This window comes from Microbacterium sp. SLBN-146 (assembly GCF_006715145.1).
Lineage (GTDB): Bacteria > Actinomycetota > Actinomycetes > Actinomycetales > Microbacteriaceae > Microbacterium.
Map to the genome: position 1 here is coordinate 337,635 of NZ_VFMR01000001.1, position 18,543 is coordinate 356,177.

Sequence of the window (18,543 nt, forward strand, 5' to 3'; positions counted from 1 at the left end):
AACGCAACCCCGCATCGCTGCCGGCCCCGCCCCCTTCTGCCCGTGCCCCTTTTGCCGAGAAGACCCGAACCGTCGCGATTCTCGCCCGATCCGCGCAGTCTGCGTCTTTTCGGCGACTGGCGCGCACCCCTGCGACGGCCTTCCGCCCCGTCGCCGAGAAGACGCAGAACGTCGGATTCCGCGCCGGATCGCCGCAGTTCGGGTCGTCTCGGCGGACAGGCGCCGGGACCGGGGTGCGGGGCAGCGGGGCGAGCTGGGGTCAGGCGAAGAAGAAGAGGAGGAAGGCGAGGAGGGGGAGGGTGCCCTGGATGGCCGCGGGGCGGAGGTAGCGGCGCCCCGAAGTCACGAGCACGAGCGCCGCGGCGAGCATCGAGCCGAGGCTGAAGAGGGCGAGCGCCCGACCCGCGATCTCGGCGGGGGCATCGGGCTGACCCACCCAGAACAGCACCATGCCGAGAGTCGCACCGATCGCGAGGAACAGGTTGTAGAAGCCCTGGTTGTAGGCCATCGGCTTCGTGACGTCTGCAGCCGCCTGGTCGGCGACCCCGAACCGCTTCCACACGCGAGGCTGCGTCCACTGGACGCTCTCCATGACGAAGATGTACACGTGCAGGAGGGCTGCGAGCGCGCCGAGCACGGTGGCAATGATGGCGATCATGACCGAACCATAGCGCCCGGATACCCTGGACCGCATGGCGAGCTCGCACGGACGACGACGCTCCTCGGGTAAGAGACCGACGGATGCCGCGAAGAAGCGACCCTCCGCGAAGCCCTCCCCCGCCAAGCCCCGCCCTCGGAAGCCCGCCCCGGTCGCAGCTCCTGCGCGCGTCGAGCCCGTGGCATCCGGACCCTTCCGACTCGGCGCGATCCCCGGCGCGACCCCCGGAAAGTGGATCGACGTGTGGAAGGACCGGATGCCGGCCAACCCGCTCGAACTCGTGCCCATCGAAGTCGCAACGCAGCGCGGATCCCTCGACGACGGGTCGGTGGATGCCGCGCTCGTCCGGCTCCCCATGGACAACGACGGACTGCACGTGATCCCGCTGTACGACGAGCGCCCGGTCGTGGTCATGGCGAAGGACTCGCACCTCACTGCCGCCGACGAGCTCGAACTCACCGACCTCGCCGGCGAAGTCCTGATCGTCCCCGCCGACGACGTCCTCGGGATGGACATCGCGGGCACGATCACCCCGGCTTTCGCCCCACCGGCGACGACGGCCGACGCCATCGCGACGGTCGCGGCGGGGGTCGGCGTCGTCGTCGTCCCGATGTCGCTCGCACGACTGCACCGCCGACGCGATGCCGACTACCGCCCACTCCGCGGCGTCGCGCCTTCGTCCGTCGCCCTTGCGTGGCCCGTCGACGGCACGACGCCCGCCGTCGAAGCCTTCGTGGGCATCGTGCGGGGCCGCACGGCGAACTCGTCCCGCGGGTGACCTCGCGGGCGCGTGCCATAACTCCGCCTCAGCGGCGTGCCCACCCGATCGCCGCCGCGGATCTCCGGGCCAGGGCCCACATGCCGCGTCCAGCGAGGCGGAGTTATGGCCCGCACCGCCGTCAAACGGCGCGCGGATCCGGGGGATGTCGCGTTCCGGATCCGTTCCGCGACATCCCCCGAGCGGATCGGCCCTCGAACGACTCGCACTCGCGTACGCCCCACGTCGTTCTGCCCCCCAGTCAGGAGCCCCCCGGATCCCGTCTGCACGAGCCGTCCGAGGTGTAGGAGCGGTCCACGTATCCCCTGATACATGGTTCCGCGGAAGTTCAGAATCCCGCGCCGTGCGCCTGAAACGGGGCGACGATTCCGGTGTCGGATGCCGCGGCGGCCAGCGCGTCCGCGGGCGGCAACCCCGCCGCGAGTTCGGCGTGCATCGCGCCGAGCAGTTCGCACGCGACGTCGTCGGCGACGATGACGGGCGCGGCGATGACGCAGCGCGCACCCGCGTGGAGCCACACGCGGGTCATGCCGACAGCTTCCTCACCCCACCGCACGGTCGACCGGCCGACTTCGCACGCCGACAGCACGACCGTCGGAGGCACATCGGGAACGAGGTCGATGTCATACCCGAACAGCGTGCCGTCGGCGAGCTCGAGACCCGAGAAGAGCGGGTGATCGGCCGCGTGCCTCCCATGGGCGGCGACATGGAGGACGTCGGCTCCGGATGCCGCGGCGGTCACCGCGGACACCGTCGCGTCCTCGGCACGAAGAACGACCGGAGAGTCCCACGCCGCTGCGGCCAGCGCGATCTCCTCCTCGCCGCGGGCGACACGCGGCCCTGCGGCGAGCGCGGCGCGGGCAGGACGAGTGGAGGGAGCCCCGCGCGAAGCGACCCAGCGCGATGCTGACGGGGCGACCGAGACGGGCATCCCGTGGAGGGCGGGCAGCATCGCCCACGGAATCGCGGCGAGCACGCCCGGCGCCGTGATCACGACGCGTTCGGGATCTCCCGCACGGGCGAGGGCGGGAGCGACGAGCTCGGAGGACAAGGCCTCGAGGCGGCCCGTCAGGGTCGCCTGCACGACGCGGGCCATGGGTCCCGAACGGACAACCGCGGACACGTCGAGGTCAGCCCGCAGTCCGTCGAGAGCGGCGAGCACGCGCGACCAGTCCAGGCGGACGAGCTGAGCGTCCGCACCCGTCACCGTCAGCGCCACGAGGGACATGCCATCGAAGACATATGACACGAGAGCGGTGCCGGCAGCGAGCTCACCCTGGAGAGACTCGAGACCGACGCGGTCATGAAGACCGGCCGTCTGTGTGCCGGACCACTGCCGCTCCCGAGCGCGGGAACGCAGGACCTCGGCGCGCGGATCCGCGAGCCACTCGCCGTCCGGGTCGGCGACGCGGATGCGCCTCAGCTCCGCGAGGTCGGCGGCCAGCACCGGATCGGGCGGAGGTCGCAGGGGCACCACCTGCGCCGTCAGGTGGCGCGAGCGCTCAGACCACTCGAAGACGACGTCGGGACGTCCCGAACGGACCGCCGACGCGAGTCCCGCGGCCATGAGGCCCAAGCCTTGGCGCACGATCGATCCTTGCTGTTCGAGACTTCCCCCCACCTGGGCGGATGCCTCGAGCAGATCGATGCCGCGGGCCGCACGCCGCCGCGCGTCTGTCTCCCGCCCCGCACGCCGTGCGCGTTCGACCGCGACCTCGTGCGCGAGGAGCGCGACCTCGATCGGCGACCCGCTCGGCACCCGCGGGTCGGCGCTGTCGGGCTCGCGTCCCGCCCGGAGCGCCGCGAGCGACGCCGTGAGCCGGAGGGCGGCGGCGTCGTGCGGGAAGCCGTGCGATCTGAGTGACGACACCACATCATCGACGGCGCCCTTCGTGGGGGCACGGCCCGTCGCGAGCGGCCTTCCCGACCGGTCGAGTCGACCGCGCGACAGGCGCGCCCTCAGCCGCACGGCGTCGGCCCGGACAGCCCACGACTCGCTCCCGAGCCCGCGGAACCGGCGAGCGGATGCCGCCGCCACGGTGGCCGCCCGCGCGGGATCGTGGTCGAGGAGCGATCGCGCGAGCTGATACTCGGCACGCGCGCGGTCTCCGGGCGCGTGCTCCCGCCCGAAGACGGGGGCGACTCCCGCGAGGCTCCGTTCGGCCTCTGTCACGAGACCCGCGTCGCGGAGGACCTCGGCGCGGTCGAGCTCGTTGACCGCCGCCCAGAAGTCCGATCCGTCGTCGAGCGGTTCGCGGACCGATTGCATGGTCGCGAGCGCTTCGACGAGGTCGCCCGCCAGCATGGAGACGTACCCGCGGTTGTGCACCGCCTGATCGGCTGCGAGCGTGTCTCCCGCGGCACGGAACGCCGCCTCGGCGGAGACGAGGTCGGCTCTCGCAGCCTCGAGCCGTCCGCTCTGCATGTCGGCGAGGCTGCGGTTCATGCGCATGTTGGCGGTTTGGATGTCGTCTGGCGCCATGCCCTCGATGGCGCGCGTAAGCCAGCTCACCGCCCGGTCGAGAGCACCTCTCTCCAACTCCAGAGCGCCCATCTGACCCGCGAGGATGGCGCGCGTCGTGCTGCCGAGCCCTTCGCGCTCGAGCGCCTTCGCGCACAGCGCGATACCGGCGTCGACGTCGCCCGAACGACCGAGAAGGTACGCGGTCGTCCCGTCGATGCGCGCCTGCAGGTCGAGATCCTCCTCGCCTGCTGCCGCGGCGTCCGCAGCGGCAGCCAGCACGCGGCGGGCGTCGGAGTAGCGTCCTGCATTCGCGAGGTCGACCCCGCGTGCGTAGAGCTCGGGAGCATCGGGCGGCACAGTGCCATGATGGCCGCTCGAGCGCCCGGGCGAAATGGCACCAGCTCAGACCCGGGAGTGATCCTCCTCGTCGAGCGCGGCGAGAGTGCCCTCGAGGGCGTCCGATGTCGGCGCGCTGATCGAGCCCGACAGCAGCCCGTCGGCGAGGGATGCCGCGATCCTGCCCGCGACGTACGGTGACGCGAACGACGTGCCGCTCCAGATCGCGAACCCGCCCGAGTGATCGTCGGGATCCAGGCTCTGTCTGCGGCGGTCGTACAGATCGGCGCGGGAGCCTGCCTGGACGCCTCCCGTCAACGAGGGGAACGCGCTGAGAACCGACGTACCGGGCGCGTACGCCGTGACCCACTTCCCGATGTTGCTGTACAGCGCGACGGATGTGCGCTGCGGGTTCAGAGCTCCGATCGCGAGGTGCCTCCCAGCAACACCGGCCTCCTCGAAGCTGAGGTCCGGATCGCCCCACTCGTACAGCGCCGCGGGGAATGACGGACGGTCGGTCGCGTCGTTGCCCGCGGAGCAGACGATGATCGTGCCACCCGCACGGAGCCGGCGAAGCGCGTCGTAGAGCCGCTCGCTGAAGAGTCCGTCCTCGGGGGTCTCGTGGTAGTAGCCGAGCGAGAAGTTCACGACATCAACGGGATTCCCCTTCTCGGCCCACGCGGCGAGCTCTTCGACGGCGTCGATGAGCTCGCTCTCGAGCACGGTTCCGTTGCTGTCCGCGATCCGGATCGCGACGATGCGTGCGTCGGGAGCCGCCTGCCGGATGATCCCGGCGACGAAGGTCCCGTGTCCGGCGGCATCATCGAGGAAGCCATCGCGCGGACCCGCCTGGTCGCCGTGCACCTCGGGGTCCGTTGCCGGATCCTCGACGCCGATGACCGTGCCCGGACGCGTGGGAGACGGCAGGTTCCTGACGATGATCGGGTCGGACCCGATGTCGTCGACGAACCACGAGTGGTCTCCGCAGCCCGTGTCGAAGTAGGCGACCACCGGCCGTCGACCGCCTTTCGCGACCCCTCGTCGCACCGGCGCGGCACCGACGAAGTCCACGATCTCCAAGCCACCCGTGCCGGCGTAGGCACAGCCCTCGGTGCCCGCGGGATTCGTCCTCCCGTGCGGGTTCGTCCTCCCGTGCGGGTTCGTCCGCCCATGCGGATTCGTCCGACCGTGCGGATTCACCCCGATCGGATCGACCACGAGGACGTGATCGAGGCCGACGCGCCGGAGCGTCTCATCGGCGATGATGGCCCGGCGTTCCTCGGCGAAATCGCGGGGATCGACGTCGGGATCGAGGGAGCGGGATGCCGCGAGCGCGACCGCGCGCTTGACCCGGGCGACGGCATCCTCTCCGTCGGCATCGCGGCCCCTGGATCGCCGCTTCAGCAGCGCCCGCTCGAGCACCCGGCGGCGCGCTTGCTGCAGGAGACGCCACGCATCGACCTGCGCGACGGGCTCGTCGTCGCGACGTGGCTTCGGCGACTCGACGATGCGCGCCCGCGTGAGCGGCGTCTCACCGTCGCGGACCTGCTCGAGCTCGACGTCCCACCCGAGTTCTTCCGCAGCCTCCTGCAGAGACACCCGAGCGGCGTCCGTCGCACCCGAGATGAGCAAGTGTCCCCGCGCGTACAGGGTGGGGAACGAGGTGATCCCGGGAACGGAGTCGCGCTGCGGATCGAGCACGACCCCTTTCGGAGCGCTCGCGACCTCGCGTGCGCGCCACGATCCGGTGGGTTCGACTGCGGCCATCGTGGTGTTGCCTCTCGGGTGGGGGTGGTCAGACCTCGAACTGCGGGGTCTGGAAGTCGCGGAGGTCGCCCGACGTCTCCTTCACGACGAGCCGCAGGCGGCAGACGCCGGGCGGGACGTCGTCGAAAGAGAATCGGCCGTGTTCGGTGGCCGTGGCGGCGATCTCGCTGTCGCCCTGCACCAGACGGATCGCCAGCGCCGCGGCATCCACCCAGCCGTCGATGCGGCGGTGCCCGTCAGTCGCCGTCACATGCAGCAGCACGGTCGTCGATCCGTCGCTGAACTGCAGTGTCGCGGTGTCGGTGTCGCTGCGGACGGCAGCCAGTTGCGACTCCTCGACGAGCGTCAGCAGGGCGTATTCGCGGGTCAGGTCGGCGACGGCGACGGCCGCGACCATCCGGTCGACGAGGTCGGTGGGCATCGGATCGACGTCCTCCCACACTCCCCGCAGTCGTGCGAAGATCGCCGCGTCCGCGGCGAAGTCCTCAGTTTCCATGGCGGTCTCCCCCCCACCCGTCGCTCTCGATGCGAGTGCGAAGCTTTCCCAGACAGCGCTGGCGTGTCGGTCCGATCGATCCGATGGGCATCGACAGGTCTTGTGCGATCCGTGCGTAGTCGGGCCGTTCTTCGAACGCGACGACGCGCAGGAGGCGCTGGCATCGCGCGTCCAGGTGGCTGACGGCATCCCACAGGCGCCGGGCCTCGTCGTCTCGCGCGGCGGTCTGCTCGGCGGACTCCGTCACGGGCAGGTGCGGTTCGAGGGTCTCGACCTCGGTCGCGTCGGCGCGGCGGTGCTGCTTGCCCACGCGCCAGGCCTCGCGTCGCGCGCACATCGTGAGCCAGCCCGACACCGCCTTCGGCTCGTGGATCGACGCGTGCGTGCGGACGAGCGTCATCCACGTCGTCTGCACGACGTCTTCCGCCAGGGCACTGTCGAGACCGTACGCGCGCACGACGTGCCACAGGACGGGCGTCATGAGACGGACGAGTTCGTCCATGGCCCGACTGTCGCCCTCTCGCCACCTCTCGAAGGACTCGCCGGCGCGTTCCCACCGCGTCGGCTCAGCGTCGGAGGCGGACGACTCGGCCCCAGCGTGCGTCATAGCGCCCATTCTGTCCACACCTGCCCAGAGCGCGATAGATCCCGCGTGATACATGTCGGGCGGGATTCTCTTGCGGGTGCGCTTTCGCCGGATGACACACGGCTCGCGGCGCCGCGTCGACCGATCTAGAATCGCGCCATGACGTCGGCGCCGCTTCTCTATGTCTGCGTCCGGCCTCAGCAGGGCGCAGCTGCTGCGGAGTACGAGTCGTTTCGCGCCGCCACGCGGTTCGAGCCGGGCATGATCGCGCAGCACGACCTCGTGCGCGAGCCGCTCCCCCACGATGTCTTCGACCGGTTCAGCGGCATCCTCGTCGGCGGGAGTCCCTTCAACGTCGCCGATCCGGAGTCGACCAAGACCGACGCGCAGCGGCGCCTCGAAGCGGATCTCGCGCGAATCGCGGAAGCCGCACTCGAACGCCGCACGGCGGCGCTCTTCACGTGCTACGGCATCGGCGTCGTGACGCGGGTGCTGGGCGGCACCGTGAGCCGCGCGTATCCCGAAGACACGGGTCCCGTCACGATCGAGCTCACTCCGGATGCCGCGACCGACCCGGTCTTCGGCGGGCTCGCGCGCCGCTTCGCGGCACTCACGGCGCACAAAGAAGGCTCCGAGAGCCTCCCTCCCGGCGCGACGCTGCTCGCGACGAACGAGGGATGCCCCGTGCAGGCCTACCGCGCGGGCGACCGGCTCTATGCGACGCAGTTCCACCCCGAACCGACCGCGAAGGCGTTCACGGAGCGGATGGCGGTCTACCGCGACGACGGCTACTTCGCCGCGAGCGACTTCGACACGATCGCCGCGCGCGTGCATGCGGCATCCCTCACGGAACCCGTCCGACTGCTCCGGGCCTTCGCGAAGACCTTCGCGCCCGTCTGACCTGTGCCACCGAGACGGCCGCCACCGAGATGGCCGTCGAGGCGGTCAGGCGCCGGCGTTCCGCGCGCCGACGAGGCGGGAGGAGACGGTTCCGAGGATCGCGACCAAGGGGATGACGACGGCGACGATTGCGGCCGTCACGCCGATCGCGGTGTCGTGCGGCTCGAGCTGCAGGCGGCCGACGGCCAGCCACGACAGACCCCACCCGAGTGCGAGCGCGGGGGCGATCCGCCATCCGCTCCGCCACGTCAGGGCGAGACCGATGAGACCCACGACGATGAGCACGAGGACACCGGCCGTCGTTCCGAACGACTCCCACGAGGACGGCCCCTCGGCGGTGAGCCACGCGGACGTGTTCGCGACCGTCGCGAGCGACACCCAGCCGAGGTGGAGGCCCGTCGATCCGTCGATGAGGAGCGAGTCGAAGAGGCCCTCGGCCGGGTAGACGACGGTGCGCTGGAAGGTGATGCAGAGCACGATGAGGAGCGCAACGATCCCGGCGACCGTCAGGGGGAGGGTCGCGAACTGGGCGAGCACGAGCCATAGCCCGTTGAACACCATCGACAGCGCGATCCACCAGCCGAGCGCCCGCTGGCGCTCGCGCGCCCGCTGACCCGGGAGGGCCTGCCAGATCGCGTACCCGATGAGCAGGACGTAGATGACGCTCCAGATCGAGAAGGCGGGGCTCGCGGGGGCGAGGAGCGAGCCGTCCGCGGCGAGTGCGCCGTCCTGAAGCTCCTGGACGGGCGTCCCGCCGAGGACGCCGCTGCCGACGAGTGAGGCGATCAGCATGAACACCGCCGTCGAGATGACCACGATCTGACGGGCGAGATCCTTGCCTGTGCTCTGCATACCTCGACCGTACGCGCTCGAACGCCCCGTCGTCACGGGGTTGACACCGCGACTCACGCGCCTGGGGGCGGAGTGCGCACGAGGGAGATCCTCTCCTCGAGGTACCCGGCGAGCGGAGCGAAGCCACCGGACGCACTCCAGCGCACGCTCGGCACCCCGCCGACGAGGGCGAGAGGGCCGGATGCCGCTCCCCCGTCGACGGCGGTGGGATCGAGCCGCTGCCAGCCGATGTGCACCGTCGCGCCTTCGTCGAACCCACCCCGGAACGCAGCGGCGGCGAGCGCGGCACGCTGCCGCTGCGACTCCGCGGTGAAGCCGCGGCGCACCTCGGCGTGGGCGCGCAGGATGTCGCCGACCGCGAAGACGTCCTCCTCACCCACGAGCAGCACGCCGACGTGCCAGGCCGAACCGCGCGGGACGATCCGCGGAGCCCGAGGGATGCCGAGGAGACGCCGCGGCTGAACGAGCTCGCCGAGCCCCTCGCGTGCAACTTCCGCCAGCCGCTCACGGGCCGCCTGGAAGAGGTCGACCGCGCTCACGCGAGGTCGTCCTCCTGGGCCGGTTCGCGGACGGGCTCCGCGGATCCCGTCGAACGCCGCCGCAGCGTCGTCGCGATGAGAGGAAGAAGCAGCACCGAGAGCATCCCCGCCCCAACCAGGACCGACGCCGTCGCCGACGTGATGACCTGTTCTTCGACGCCGATCGCCGTGACGGCGACGATGATCGGAAGCCCCGTCGCGCCGAGAAGCCCGACGGCGACCCGGTCCGAGCGCGATGATCCCGGGGGTGCGACGAGCATCGACGGGATGCCGCGCACGACGATCAGTGCGACGACCGTGAGCGGTACAGCCACGAGCAGGAGGGGCTCCGCGAGAAGCGCCGCGAGGTCGAACGTCACGCCCGTGTAGATGAAGAACACCGGGACGAGGAAGCCGAACGCGACGGCCTCGATCTTGCTCTCGACCGCCTCGCGGTCGGACTCCGCGGCATCCCTCATCATGAGGCGCCACACGATCCCGGCGGTGAACGCTCCGAGGAGGATGTCGAGGTCGAGCACCATGCTGAGCGCGACGAGCACGGACAGGACGAGGAAGACGAGGCGCACGGCGAACTGTCCCGATGTGTGCAGCGTCGAGTTCACGAACCGGTGCATCGCGCCGGCCGGGACGCGGAAGGCGAGGAGGATCGCGAGGCCCGCGACGAACGCGAAGATGGCGAGGATCACCGTCGAGATCCCGGGATCCCGACCACCGAGGAACACCGAGATCGCGATCAGCGGACCGAACTCGCCGACGGCGCCGATCGCGCCGACGGAGCGGCCGAACGGCGTCTTCAGGTCGCCGCTGTCGCGGAGGATCGGGAGGATCGTGCCGAGGGCCGTCGAACTCAGCGCGATGCCGATGATGATCGCCGCCTCACCCGGAGCGAGCACCCATCCGAGCCCGACCCCCGCCGCGAGGCTGATGAGCCAGCCGAACCCGGCGTTGCGTCCCGTGCGTCCGCGGAAGGCCGAGAACTCGATCTCGGTGCCCGCGACGAAGAACAGCATCGCGACGCCGAACTCGGCCAGGGTGTCGACGAAGGCCGACGGCTCGGCCCATCCGAGCAGGCTCGGACCGATCGCGATGCCCAGGAGGAGCTCGAACACGACGATCGGGACCCGCACCCACCGGCCGAGACCGCGCGCGAGCAGCGGCGCCAGCACCGCCAGGAGCGGGATGAGCAGCAGCGTCGGCTCGAGGTCGTCCACGGGATCAGGGTAGCGGCGCGCGAGCGATCCGCACGGAACAGTACGCGTTCGCACCCCCGCCATGCCACGGTGGAACCAGACGCCCTCGAAAGGAGCTCGGATGCCCGAGTATCACGGCCTGCCCCCGACATTCGACCGTCCCGGTGAGACAGCGCTCCGGCGTCCGGATCGCTTCCCCGACGAGGGCATGCTGCCGTCGACCGCTTATCAAGTGGTGCACGACGAGACGATGCTCGACGGCAACGCACGGCTCAACCTCGCGACGTTCGTGACGACCTGGATGGACGACCACGCGAACCGCCTCTACGCCGAGGCGTACGACAAGAACATGATCGACAAGGACGAGTACCCCAGCACGGCGGCGATCGAAGAGCGTTGCTGGCAGATGCTCGCCGACCTCTGGCACGCCCCGAGCCCCGCCGACACGATCGGCACGTCGACGACGGGGTCGAGTGAAGCGTGCATGCTCGCGGGCCTCGCGCTCAAGCGCAATTGGCAGCACGCGCGGCGCGCGGCGGGCGCCTCGACCGAGAAGCCCAACCTCGTCATGAGCGCCGCCGTCCAGGTGTGCTGGGAGAAGTTCTGCAACTACTGGGACGTCGAGGCGCGGATGGTACCCATCTCGGACGAGCACAAAGTGCTCGACGGACACGATCTCGCGTCGTACATCGACGAGAACACGATCGGCGTCGTCGCCATCATGGGCGTCACGTACACGGGCATGTACGAGCCGGTGACCGAGATCGCGGCAGCCCTCGACGAGGTGCAGCGCACGACGGGGCTCGACATCCCGATCCACATCGACGGGGCCTCGGGTGGGATGATCGCGCCGTTCCTCCAACCCGACCTCGTATGGGACTTCCGCCTCGAGCGGGTCCACTCGATCTCGACTTCGGGACACAAGTACGGCGCCGTCTACCCCGGCGTCGGGTGGGTCGTGTGGCGCGAAGCGAAGTGGCTCCCCGAGGATCTCGTCTTCACGGTGAGCTATCTCGGCGGCGAGATGCCGACGTTCGCGCTCAACTTCTCGCGCGCCGGCGCGCAGATCGTGCTGCAGTACTATCTGTTCCTGCGGCTCGGCTTCAGCGGCTACGTCGAGATGCAGAAGTCGTCGCAGGACGTCGCCCTCTACCTCTCGGCGGGAATCGCGAAGCTCGACGCGTTCGAACTGTGGAACGACGGAAGCGACATCCCCGTCTTCGCGTGGCGTCTGAGGGACGGGCACACGTCGAACTGGACGCTCTACGACCTGTCCGATCGGCTGCGCATGAAGGGCTGGCTCGTGCCCACCTATCCCATGCCCGACGGCATGTCCGACCTCACGGTGCAGCGGATCGTCGTGCGGAACGGCCTCAGCATGGACCTGGCCGCACAGCTTCTCGCCGACATCGAGGCTGAGACCGCGTACCTCGACGCCCTTCCCTCAGCCATGCCCGTCATGGCTCCCGCCCCCGGCTTCCGCCACTGACGCCACCCCCGCTATTGAGGAGCGCGCGGAGCGCGCGTATCGAGATCGACCCCCGCGTACGGCCCCGGCCCGCGGCATCCGTCGTCAGCGCGCCCCCACGCGGTCGAGCCACTGCAAGAGGCCGGGAAGTGCGAGGTAGGCCACCGTGCCATGGGTGGCGAACGAGATCTCGTGGTACGTCACCCACATGCCGAGGGATGCCTCGTGCTCGGCGAACGCCTTCGAGTCGGCGGGCACGACGAGTTCGTCGTCGAGTCCCTGCGCGATGAAGAGCGGCGCGTCGAACGCCGTCGCGCCCGCGGAGTTCTGCTCGAGGAGCGACTTCCACGGTTCGGTCGTCGTGGGGTCGGCGACGGTGAAGTCCCCGACGAGCGCGTCGCCCATCGCGTGGAGCTCGCCGATGTTCGCGAGGAGGCAGATGTCGTTCATCTTCGGGACCACCTCGAGCGCCTCGGGAGTGAGGATGTCGGCGATCGGTTCGTCGTAGACCTCTGCGAAAGCCGTGAACGCGTACGAGCCGATCGTGACGCCGGAGATGTCGTCGAGGTGCGCCTGCATGAGGTCGACGAGATTGGCCGCGGGCGCCGCCGCAGCGACGGCTTCGATCTGAAGTTCCGGCGCGTACTCGGTCGCCTGCTGCGCCGCGAACAGGACGGCGGCCCCGCCCTGCGAGTGCCCCCACAGCACGACGCGGTCGCTCGCCTGACTCTGCGGGATCGCCTGCGCCGCACGGACGGCATCGAGCACGGCGTTGCCGCCCGTGACCCCGACCAGGTAGGAGTCCGGGCCTTCCGTGCCCATCCCGACATAGTCGGTCGCCACGACGGCGTACCCGCGGTCGAGAAGTGACCGGAGGCCTTCGATGCCGACGAACGGGTCGAACCCGTACGACGGGGCGCACTGTCGCGCGGCACCAGTCGTCGGGTGCGCCCACGACAGGACCGTGCGGCCACCCGGCGGCGCGGGCGTCAGCGGCACGATGAGCACGCCCGTCGAGACCACCGGCTCGCCGTGGACGTCGGTCGTGCGGTACATGATGCGCCACGCCCGCGAGGCGAGCGGCGCACCGAGCAGCTGGTCGGCCTTCACGATCGTTCCCGGGGCACCGTCGAGAGCACCGTCGGGCTGCTCGTAGAAGGCGTCGATGCCGGGGCGCTCGAGCGCGTCCCCTGCGATCCGCACACCCTCGACCGCGACGAGTCCGCCGATGATGGCGAGCGCTGCGGCAAAGAACCCGGCGACGATCCGGTGGCCGTTCCTCACGCTGACGTGTTCCTGGGATTCTCCACAGACCGGATGCTACAGATCTCGCCGCCTCGACGCACCGCGCGCCCTGATCGACGCCGCCCCGCCCGGCTCGGGGTGCCCTTCGTACAGTCGGGGCGCACAGTTCGCGCCCCAGCGCATCAACCCGCGCCCCACCCCGCTGATCGAGTAGCGCGCGGAGCGCGCGTATCGAGATCCGGCCCCCTACTCGGACGGCCGAGGGTGAGCGGCGCGCGCGGCGGACTCCGCGGTGCGCACTGCCGCCGCGGCATCCGCAAGCTCCTTCTCGCGGGTCGCGAGCCGCTCCTCGGCTTCGGTCGCCTCCGCTTCGACGCGCTCGAGGTCGCGGCGCAGTTCGTCGACGCGCTCCCGCAGGTGATCGAGGCGCTCGCGGGCCTTGTCACGCTGCGCTGCGGCACGGACCCTCTCGCGCTCGGCTTCGTTCGCAATCCGTTCGGCCTCGCGGGCGGCCTTCTCGGCGGCCTTGCGAGCCCGACGCTCCGACAGGTCGTCGCGCGGCGGGGGCGCTGCAACCCCCGGGAGCGACCCGCCGACGGTGTCGGAGAGGTCGTCTAGCGAGCCCGCCTCGAGCGGCTTGACGAGCCGCCCCGTCAGCACGGCGGCGGCCGCCACGGCATCCACCACCGCCGCATTGATCGTCTTCTCGACATCCTCACGTGCCGCGGCGCTGAGCGTGACTCCGGCGTCCTCGGCGAGTGTCGCCGCGCGGACGGCGAGAGCCGAGACGAGCGCGCGCCGCTGACGTCCGAGCCGCGCGAGCTCCGCCGCGTCGAGGTCGTCCTGGGCCTCCCGGAGCGCCGCCGACAGCTCGACGGCGTCGGCCAGCTGCCCGTCGCGGACGAGGAGATTGACGGCCCACGCCGCAGCGGTCGGCTTGCGGAGGGCTTTGACGGCACGGGCTTCGGGCCCGCTCGCGCGGGCGTTGCGGGCCGCGGTGAACTCCGCCGGCGGCAGCGCGTAGAGCTCCGCCGCGATGGCATCGACCTCAACGGCATCCATCAGCCCATTGTCTCCCCCGTTGCGCGTTCACAATTCAGTCTCGCTGCCGCCGGCACTCCCGACGGCCGCCGGAATCCCGCGGCTGCACGCATGAGAACACGTTGTCCAGACTGAATTCTGAACGCGGCGGAGCCGGACAGGCCGGTTCGGACCGATCTCAGACCGCGAGGACGGCGGCCGCCTGCCGCGCGGCACCCAGCGCGACGTACTCGCCCGGCTGCGGCAGCTCCACGGGAAGCCCCAGGACGAGCGGCGCGATGCGGCGCACGGCTTCGGACTGCGCGCCTCCGCCGATGAGAAGGGCCCGTTCGAGCGGAACGCCGAGCGCCCGCAAAGCTTCGAGTCCCGCTCCGAGGCCCGACAGCATGCCTTCGACGGCTGCGCGCGCGAGGTTCTCGCGGGTCGTCGAGGCGAGGGTCATGCCCGTGAGGGAGGCCGTCGCGTCAGGAAGATTCGGGGTCCGCTCGCCCTCGAAGTACGGGACGAGCGTCAGCCCGCCGGCGCCGGGCTCGGCCGCGAGCGCGAGCCGCGAAAGCTCGCCGTGGTCGACCCCGAGTAGCCGCGCGATCGCGTCGAGGACGCGCGCGGCGTTGAGCGTCGCGACGAGCGGCAGGAAGCGTCCCGTGCAGTCGGCGAAGCCCGCGACCGTCCCCGACGGGTCGATCGTGCGCTCGTCGCTCACGGCGAAGACGGTTCCGCTCGTGCCGATCGAGACGACGACGTCGCCCGCGCGAGCACCGAGCCCGAGGGCAGCACCCGCGTTGTCGCCCGCCCCTCCGCCGACACGGCGGCCCGCGGCATCCGTCACGAATCCGTCGGCGTCGAGCACTCGCGGCAGGACGGCATCGTGTCCGAGAGCGGCCTCGAGCAGTGCGCGGTCGTAGCCTCCCGTCGCCGGGTCCCAGTAGCCCGTCCCCGATGCGTCGGAGCGGTCGGTGACGAGCTCGTCGAGCACGGGGTTGTCGGGGCCGAAGCCGCGGAGCCGCCACGTGAGCCAGTCGTGCGGCAGGGCGACCGCGGCGACGCGGGCGGCGTTGTCGGGTTCGTTGTCGCGCAGCCAGCGGAGTTTCGTGATCGTGAAGGATGCCACGGGCACGAGCCCCGTCCGCCGGGCGAGCTCGTCGGCGCCGAACTCGGCGATGAGGTCGTTCGCCGCCCCTGCCGAGCGGGTGTCGTTCCACAGCAGCGCGTCGCGGATGACGCGGCCGTCGGCGTCGAGGGCGACCATCCCGTGCTGCTGACCGCCGATCGCCCAGGCGGCGACGTCGTCGAGTCCTCCGGCCGCGGAGATCGCCTCACGCAGCGCGATCCACCACGCCTCGGGGTCGACCGACGTGCCGGCGGGGTGGACGGCGCGCCCTTCGCGGACGACGGCGCCTGTCGTGGCATCCGTGATCACGACCTTGCACGACTGCGTCGACGAGTCGACTCCCATGACGAGCGTCATCGCTCTCCTCTTTCGTTGATGTGGCCTTTCGAGCCCGAGCAGACCGCGAGACTGCATCTTGCGGCCGAGACTGCGGTCCGCGCGTGCTGTCTCGGGTCCCGGGTGCAGTCTCGCGGATCGGCGCGCGGATCGGCGCTGCGGCCCGGAGCCCGGTGCGCCGTACCCGAGCCCGGGCGCGGAGCCAGGGGCCGGGTACGGCGCGAGGTGGTGTGCGGGTCAGCGAGCGCCGAGCAGGTGCTCGGTCGCGAGCTGCTGCAGCCGGACGAAGCCGCCGCCCTTGCCGCCGAGGTAGACGGTCGCGTCGAAGTCCTCGTACGCGGAGCGGTCCGCGAGGAAGTCCTCGTACGTCTCACCCTCGTTGAGCGTCGGGGTCGACAGCTCGTCGACCTTCGCGGCGGCGAGCGCCTCCTGCACTTCGGGGTCGGCGCGGAAGGCCGCGGCGCGCTCCTTCAGCAGCAGGTACGTGCGCATGTTGGCGGCGGCCGACTCCCACACTCCGACCTCGTCCTCGGTGCGCGAGGGCTTGTAGTCGAAGTGGCGCGGGCCGTCGTAGGCGGGGACGCCGCCGGGGCCGCCGTTCTCGAGCAGGTCGACGAGCGCGAACGCGTTGTGCAGGTCACCGTGGCCGAAGACGAGGTCCTGGTCGTACTTGATGCCGCGCTGGCCGTTGAGGTCGATGTGGAAGAGCTTGCCGTGGTACAGCGCCTGCGCGATGCCCGCGGCGAAGTTGAGGCCCGCCATCTGCTCGTGCCCGACCTCGGGGTTGAGGCCCACCAGTTCGGGCCGCTCGAGGGAGTCGATGAAGGCGATCGCGTGTCCGAGGGTCGGCAGCAGGATGTCACCGCGGGGCTCGTTGGGCTTCGGCTCGATCGCGAAGCGGATGTCGTAGCCCTTGTCGGTGACGTAGTCGCCGAGCAGGTTGACGGCCTCGCGGTAACGCTCGAGCGCCTGCCGGATGTCCTTGGCCGAGTCGTACTCGGCACCCTCGCGGCCACCCCACATGACGAAGGTCTTGGCTCCGAGCTCGGCGCCGAGGTCGAGCTGGCGGAACACCTTGCGGAGGGCGAAGCGGCGGACGTCGCGATCGTTGGCCGTGAAGCCCCCGTCCTTGAAGACGGGTGCCGAGAAGAGGTTGGTCGTGACCATCGGGATGATGAGGCCCGTGTCGGCGAGCGCGCCCTTCAGGCGGTCGATCTGCGTCTGACGCTCGGCGTCGGTCGAGCCGAAGGCGAAGAGGTCGTCGTCGTGGAACGTGAGTCCGTAGGCGCCGAGTTCAGCGAGCTTCTCGACGGCGTGGACGACATCGAGCGGGTGGCGCGTCGGGCCGCCGAACGGGTCGGTGCCGTTGTAGCCGACGGTCCAGAGTCCGAACGAGAACTTGTCGTCGCGTGTGGGGGTGGGCATGGTGCTCCTGAGTTCATCGGTGAACAATTGTTGTTGGCAACAACCTATACCATGACGGATGCTTCGCCAACCCCTACAGTGAAGAGAATGAGCGACTCCGTTCCCAGCGCCGAAGGCGTACGCCAGCGCAACCTCGCGCGCCTCCTGCGACTCGTCCACATCGACGGGCCGCTCTCTCGCGCAGCCCTCACGGAGTCGACCGGCCTCAACCGATCCACCATCGCCGACCTCGTGGGCGAGCTCGTCCGCGAGCATCTCGTCGAGGAGCGCGCACCCGATCCCTCTCGGCGGGTGGGCCGCCCGTCTCCCCTCGTCGGCGCCGACTCTCGCGTCGTCGCGATCGCCGCCAACCCCGAGGTCGACGCGCTCACGATCGCCGTCGTGGGCCTGGACCGCGGCATCCGTCATCGGGAGCGGATCGAGGTCGACCACCTCCTCACACCCCACGAGACGGCCACGCTCATCGCCGAGCGCACGGCGACCTGGCGGGAGGCGAATCCCGACGCGCGCGTCGTCAGCGCAGGCCTCGCGATCCCGGGGCTCGTCCGCGCCTCCGACGGACTCGTACGCGACGCCCCGCACCTCGGGTGGATCGACGAACCGCTGGGAGAGCTCGTCGGGGTCGCGACCGGGCTTCCCACCGTCATCGGCAACGACGCGAGCCTCGGTGTGCTCGCCGAGCACCTCTTCGGCGCGGCGCGCGGCATCGACGACGTCGTGTATCTCAACGGCGGCGCGAGCGGTATCGGCGGCGGCCTGGTCGTCGGAGGGATGCCGGTGCCCGGCGCCGGCGGATACGCGGGTGAATTCGGTCAGAACCGGCCCGGCATCGGGGCTCCGGGAGACCGGAGGGCGGAGGGCGGCGTCCTGGAGGACGAGGTCAGCCGCGCGCGTCTCCTCTCCGTGCTCCAGCTCCCGTCGGCCGACGACGCGGCGCTCTCCGCCGCCCTCGGCGCCTCGACCGATGCAGATGTCGCGGAGGAGGTCTTGCGGCAGCGACGCATCCTCTCGACTGCTCTCGCCAATGCCGTCAACGTGCTCAATCCGTCGGTCGTCGTGCTCGGCGGCTTTCTCGCGACGCTCGCGAGCCTGGACCCCGACGCGCTCCTTGCGGGAGTCGCCGCCCAGGCGATGCCTGCGAACATGGAAGGACTGGAGATCCGCGTCGCCGCCCTCGCCGACGACCGACTGCTGATCGGAGCCGCGGAGGCCGCGTTCGCCGACCTGCTGCGCGACCCCACCGCTGCGCCGCCCGCCTGACCCGCGGCACCCTCCGTCCGCGCGGGGCGCACTCCGTCCGCGCGGGGCGCACAATCCGCGCCCCACCGCGCCGGGCCACGCCCCAAACCCC

16 protein-coding genes are annotated in these 18,543 nt (G+C 70.9%); 4 read left to right on the forward strand and 12 right to left on the reverse strand.

The genetic code is table 11. From position 1 onward, the window contains the following. Window positions 1-259 precede the first annotated feature (259 nt). The gene (locus tag FBY39_RS01310; RefSeq protein ID WP_141929878.1) at window positions 260-658 is read right to left on the reverse strand and encodes a DUF1304 domain-containing protein; all 399 of its coding nucleotides are present in this window, start codon (window positions 656-658) and stop codon (window positions 260-262) included. Window positions 659-692: 34 nt separating this feature from the next. Between FBY39_RS01310 and FBY39_RS01315 the strand changes: the two genes are divergently transcribed. Continuing rightward, window positions 693-1,436 carry a LysR substrate-binding domain-containing protein gene (locus FBY39_RS01315; RefSeq protein WP_141929879.1) on the forward strand — a complete coding sequence of 248 codons (744 nt, stop codon included), beginning with the start codon at window positions 693-695 and terminating at the stop codon, window positions 1,434-1,436. A 328-nt stretch (window positions 1,437-1,764) separates the two neighbouring features. Here the strand turns inward: FBY39_RS01315 and FBY39_RS01320 are convergent, their stop codons facing one another. From FBY39_RS01320 to FBY39_RS01335, 4 genes are read right to left on the reverse strand one after another with little or no spacing between them, the layout of a single operon-like run. Continuing rightward, on the reverse strand, window positions 1,765-4,257 hold the full coding sequence (locus tag FBY39_RS01320) for a CHAT domain-containing protein (RefSeq protein ID WP_141929880.1): 2,493 nt from the start codon (window positions 4,255-4,257) through the stop codon (window positions 1,765-1,767). A gap of 45 nt (window positions 4,258-4,302) precedes the next feature. Beyond that, a complete protein-coding gene (locus FBY39_RS01325) occupies window positions 4,303-6,003 on the reverse strand; it encodes a S8 family serine peptidase (protein WP_141929881.1) in 1,701 nt (566 codons plus the stop codon). A 28-nt stretch (window positions 6,004-6,031) separates the two neighbouring features. Next, entirely contained in the window at window positions 6,032-6,499 is a 468-nt protein-coding gene (locus tag FBY39_RS01330; protein WP_141929882.1) for a hypothetical protein, read from the reverse strand. Continuing rightward, window positions 6,489-7,106 carry an RNA polymerase sigma factor gene (locus tag FBY39_RS01335; RefSeq protein ID WP_141929883.1) on the reverse strand — a complete coding sequence of 206 codons (618 nt, stop codon included), beginning with the start codon at window positions 7,104-7,106 and terminating at the stop codon, window positions 6,489-6,491. Before FBY39_RS01335 ends, FBY39_RS01330 begins: the two co-directional genes overlap by 11 nt. Before the next feature lie 138 nt (window positions 7,107-7,244). Between FBY39_RS01335 and FBY39_RS01340 the strand changes: the two genes are divergently transcribed. After that, the gene (locus FBY39_RS01340) at window positions 7,245-7,985 is read left to right on the forward strand and encodes a glutamine amidotransferase-related protein (protein ID WP_141929884.1); all 741 of its coding nucleotides are present in this window, start codon (window positions 7,245-7,247) and stop codon (window positions 7,983-7,985) included. A 45-nt stretch (window positions 7,986-8,030) separates the two neighbouring features. Here the strand turns inward: FBY39_RS01340 and FBY39_RS01345 are convergent, their stop codons facing one another. The 3 genes from FBY39_RS01345 to FBY39_RS01355 are packed head-to-tail and all read right to left on the reverse strand — an operon-like array spanning window position 8,031 to window position 10,587. Continuing rightward, window positions 8,031-8,837: a tryptophan-rich sensory protein gene (locus FBY39_RS01345; protein ID WP_141929885.1), complete on the reverse strand. Its 807-nt coding sequence runs from the start codon at window positions 8,835-8,837 to the stop codon at window positions 8,031-8,033. Between the two features lie 53 nt (window positions 8,838-8,890). Next, window positions 8,891-9,376, reverse strand: coding sequence for a glutaminase (locus FBY39_RS01350; RefSeq protein WP_141929886.1), 486 nt, complete (start codon window positions 9,374-9,376; stop codon window positions 8,891-8,893). Continuing rightward, a complete protein-coding gene (locus FBY39_RS01355) occupies window positions 9,373-10,587 on the reverse strand; it encodes a cation:proton antiporter (protein ID WP_141929887.1) in 1,215 nt (404 codons plus the stop codon). Before FBY39_RS01355 ends, FBY39_RS01350 begins: the two co-directional genes overlap by 4 nt. Before the next feature lie 100 nt (window positions 10,588-10,687). On the opposite strand from FBY39_RS01355, the gene FBY39_RS01360 reads away from it, so the two are divergent. After that, the gene (locus FBY39_RS01360; RefSeq protein ID WP_141929888.1) at window positions 10,688-12,055 is read left to right on the forward strand and encodes a glutamate decarboxylase; all 1,368 of its coding nucleotides are present in this window, start codon (window positions 10,688-10,690) and stop codon (window positions 12,053-12,055) included. Between the two features lie 84 nt (window positions 12,056-12,139). On the opposite strand, the gene FBY39_RS01365 is transcribed toward FBY39_RS01360, so the two are convergent. From FBY39_RS01365 to xylA, 4 genes are all read right to left on the reverse strand, one after another. Next, window positions 12,140-13,318, reverse strand: a complete 1,179-nt coding sequence (locus FBY39_RS01365) for a lipase family protein (RefSeq protein ID WP_260837387.1) — start codon at window positions 13,316-13,318, stop codon at window positions 12,140-12,142. A 207-nt stretch (window positions 13,319-13,525) separates the two neighbouring features. Next, window positions 13,526-14,341 carry a transposase gene (locus FBY39_RS01370; RefSeq protein WP_141929889.1) on the reverse strand — a complete coding sequence of 272 codons (816 nt, stop codon included), beginning with the start codon at window positions 14,339-14,341 and terminating at the stop codon, window positions 13,526-13,528. Between the two features lie 157 nt (window positions 14,342-14,498). Then, window positions 14,499-15,788, reverse strand: a complete 1,290-nt coding sequence (gene xylB, locus FBY39_RS01375; RefSeq protein WP_186336911.1) for a xylulokinase — start codon at window positions 15,786-15,788, stop codon at window positions 14,499-14,501. Window positions 15,789-16,004: 216 nt separating this feature from the next. Next, the gene (xylA, locus tag FBY39_RS01380; RefSeq protein WP_141929890.1) at window positions 16,005-17,192 is read right to left on the reverse strand and encodes a xylose isomerase; all 1,188 of its coding nucleotides are present in this window, start codon (window positions 17,190-17,192) and stop codon (window positions 16,005-16,007) included. Between the two features lie 87 nt (window positions 17,193-17,279). Here xylA and FBY39_RS01385 point away from each other — a divergent pair, with 87 nt between their 5' ends. After that, window positions 17,280-18,452 (forward strand): ROK family protein, encoded by a 1,173-nt coding sequence (locus tag FBY39_RS01385; RefSeq protein WP_141929891.1) that lies wholly within the window; start codon window positions 17,280-17,282, stop codon window positions 18,450-18,452. Window positions 18,453-18,543 lie beyond the last annotated feature (91 nt).

What these genes read in the sequence shown, in the direction of transcription:
- FBY39_RS01310 (WP_141929878.1), bottom strand. Translation starts at nt 658, where the DNA reads ATGATCGCCATCATTGCCACCGTGCTCGGCGCGCTCGCAGCCCTCCTG.
- FBY39_RS01315 (WP_141929879.1), top strand. Translation starts at nt 693, where the DNA reads ATGGCGAGCTCGCACGGACGACGACGCTCCTCGGGTAAGAGACCGACG.
- FBY39_RS01325 (WP_141929881.1), bottom strand. Translation starts at nt 6,003, where the DNA reads ATGGCCGCAGTCGAACCCACCGGATCGTGGCGCGCACGCGAGGTCGCG.
- FBY39_RS01330 (WP_141929882.1), bottom strand. Translation starts at nt 6,499, where the DNA reads ATGGAAACTGAGGACTTCGCCGCGGACGCGGCGATCTTCGCACGACTG.
- FBY39_RS01335 (WP_141929883.1), bottom strand. Translation starts at nt 7,106, where the DNA reads ATGACGCACGCTGGGGCCGAGTCGTCCGCCTCCGACGCTGAGCCGACG.
- FBY39_RS01340 (WP_141929884.1), top strand. Translation starts at nt 7,245, where the DNA reads ATGACGTCGGCGCCGCTTCTCTATGTCTGCGTCCGGCCTCAGCAGGGC.
- FBY39_RS01345 (WP_141929885.1), bottom strand. Translation starts at nt 8,837, where the DNA reads ATGCAGAGCACAGGCAAGGATCTCGCCCGTCAGATCGTGGTCATCTCG.
- FBY39_RS01360 (WP_141929888.1), top strand. Translation starts at nt 10,688, where the DNA reads ATGCCCGAGTATCACGGCCTGCCCCCGACATTCGACCGTCCCGGTGAG.
- FBY39_RS01370 (WP_141929889.1), bottom strand. Translation starts at nt 14,341, where the DNA reads ATGGATGCCGTTGAGGTCGATGCCATCGCGGCGGAGCTCTACGCGCTG.
- xylB (WP_186336911.1), bottom strand. Translation starts at nt 15,788, where the DNA reads ATGACGCTCGTCATGGGAGTCGACTCGTCGACGCAGTCGTGCAAGGTC.
- xylA (WP_141929890.1), bottom strand. Translation starts at nt 17,192, where the DNA reads ATGCCCACCCCCACACGCGACGACAAGTTCTCGTTCGGACTCTGGACC.
- FBY39_RS01385 (WP_141929891.1), top strand. Translation starts at nt 17,280, where the DNA reads ATGAGCGACTCCGTTCCCAGCGCCGAAGGCGTACGCCAGCGCAACCTC.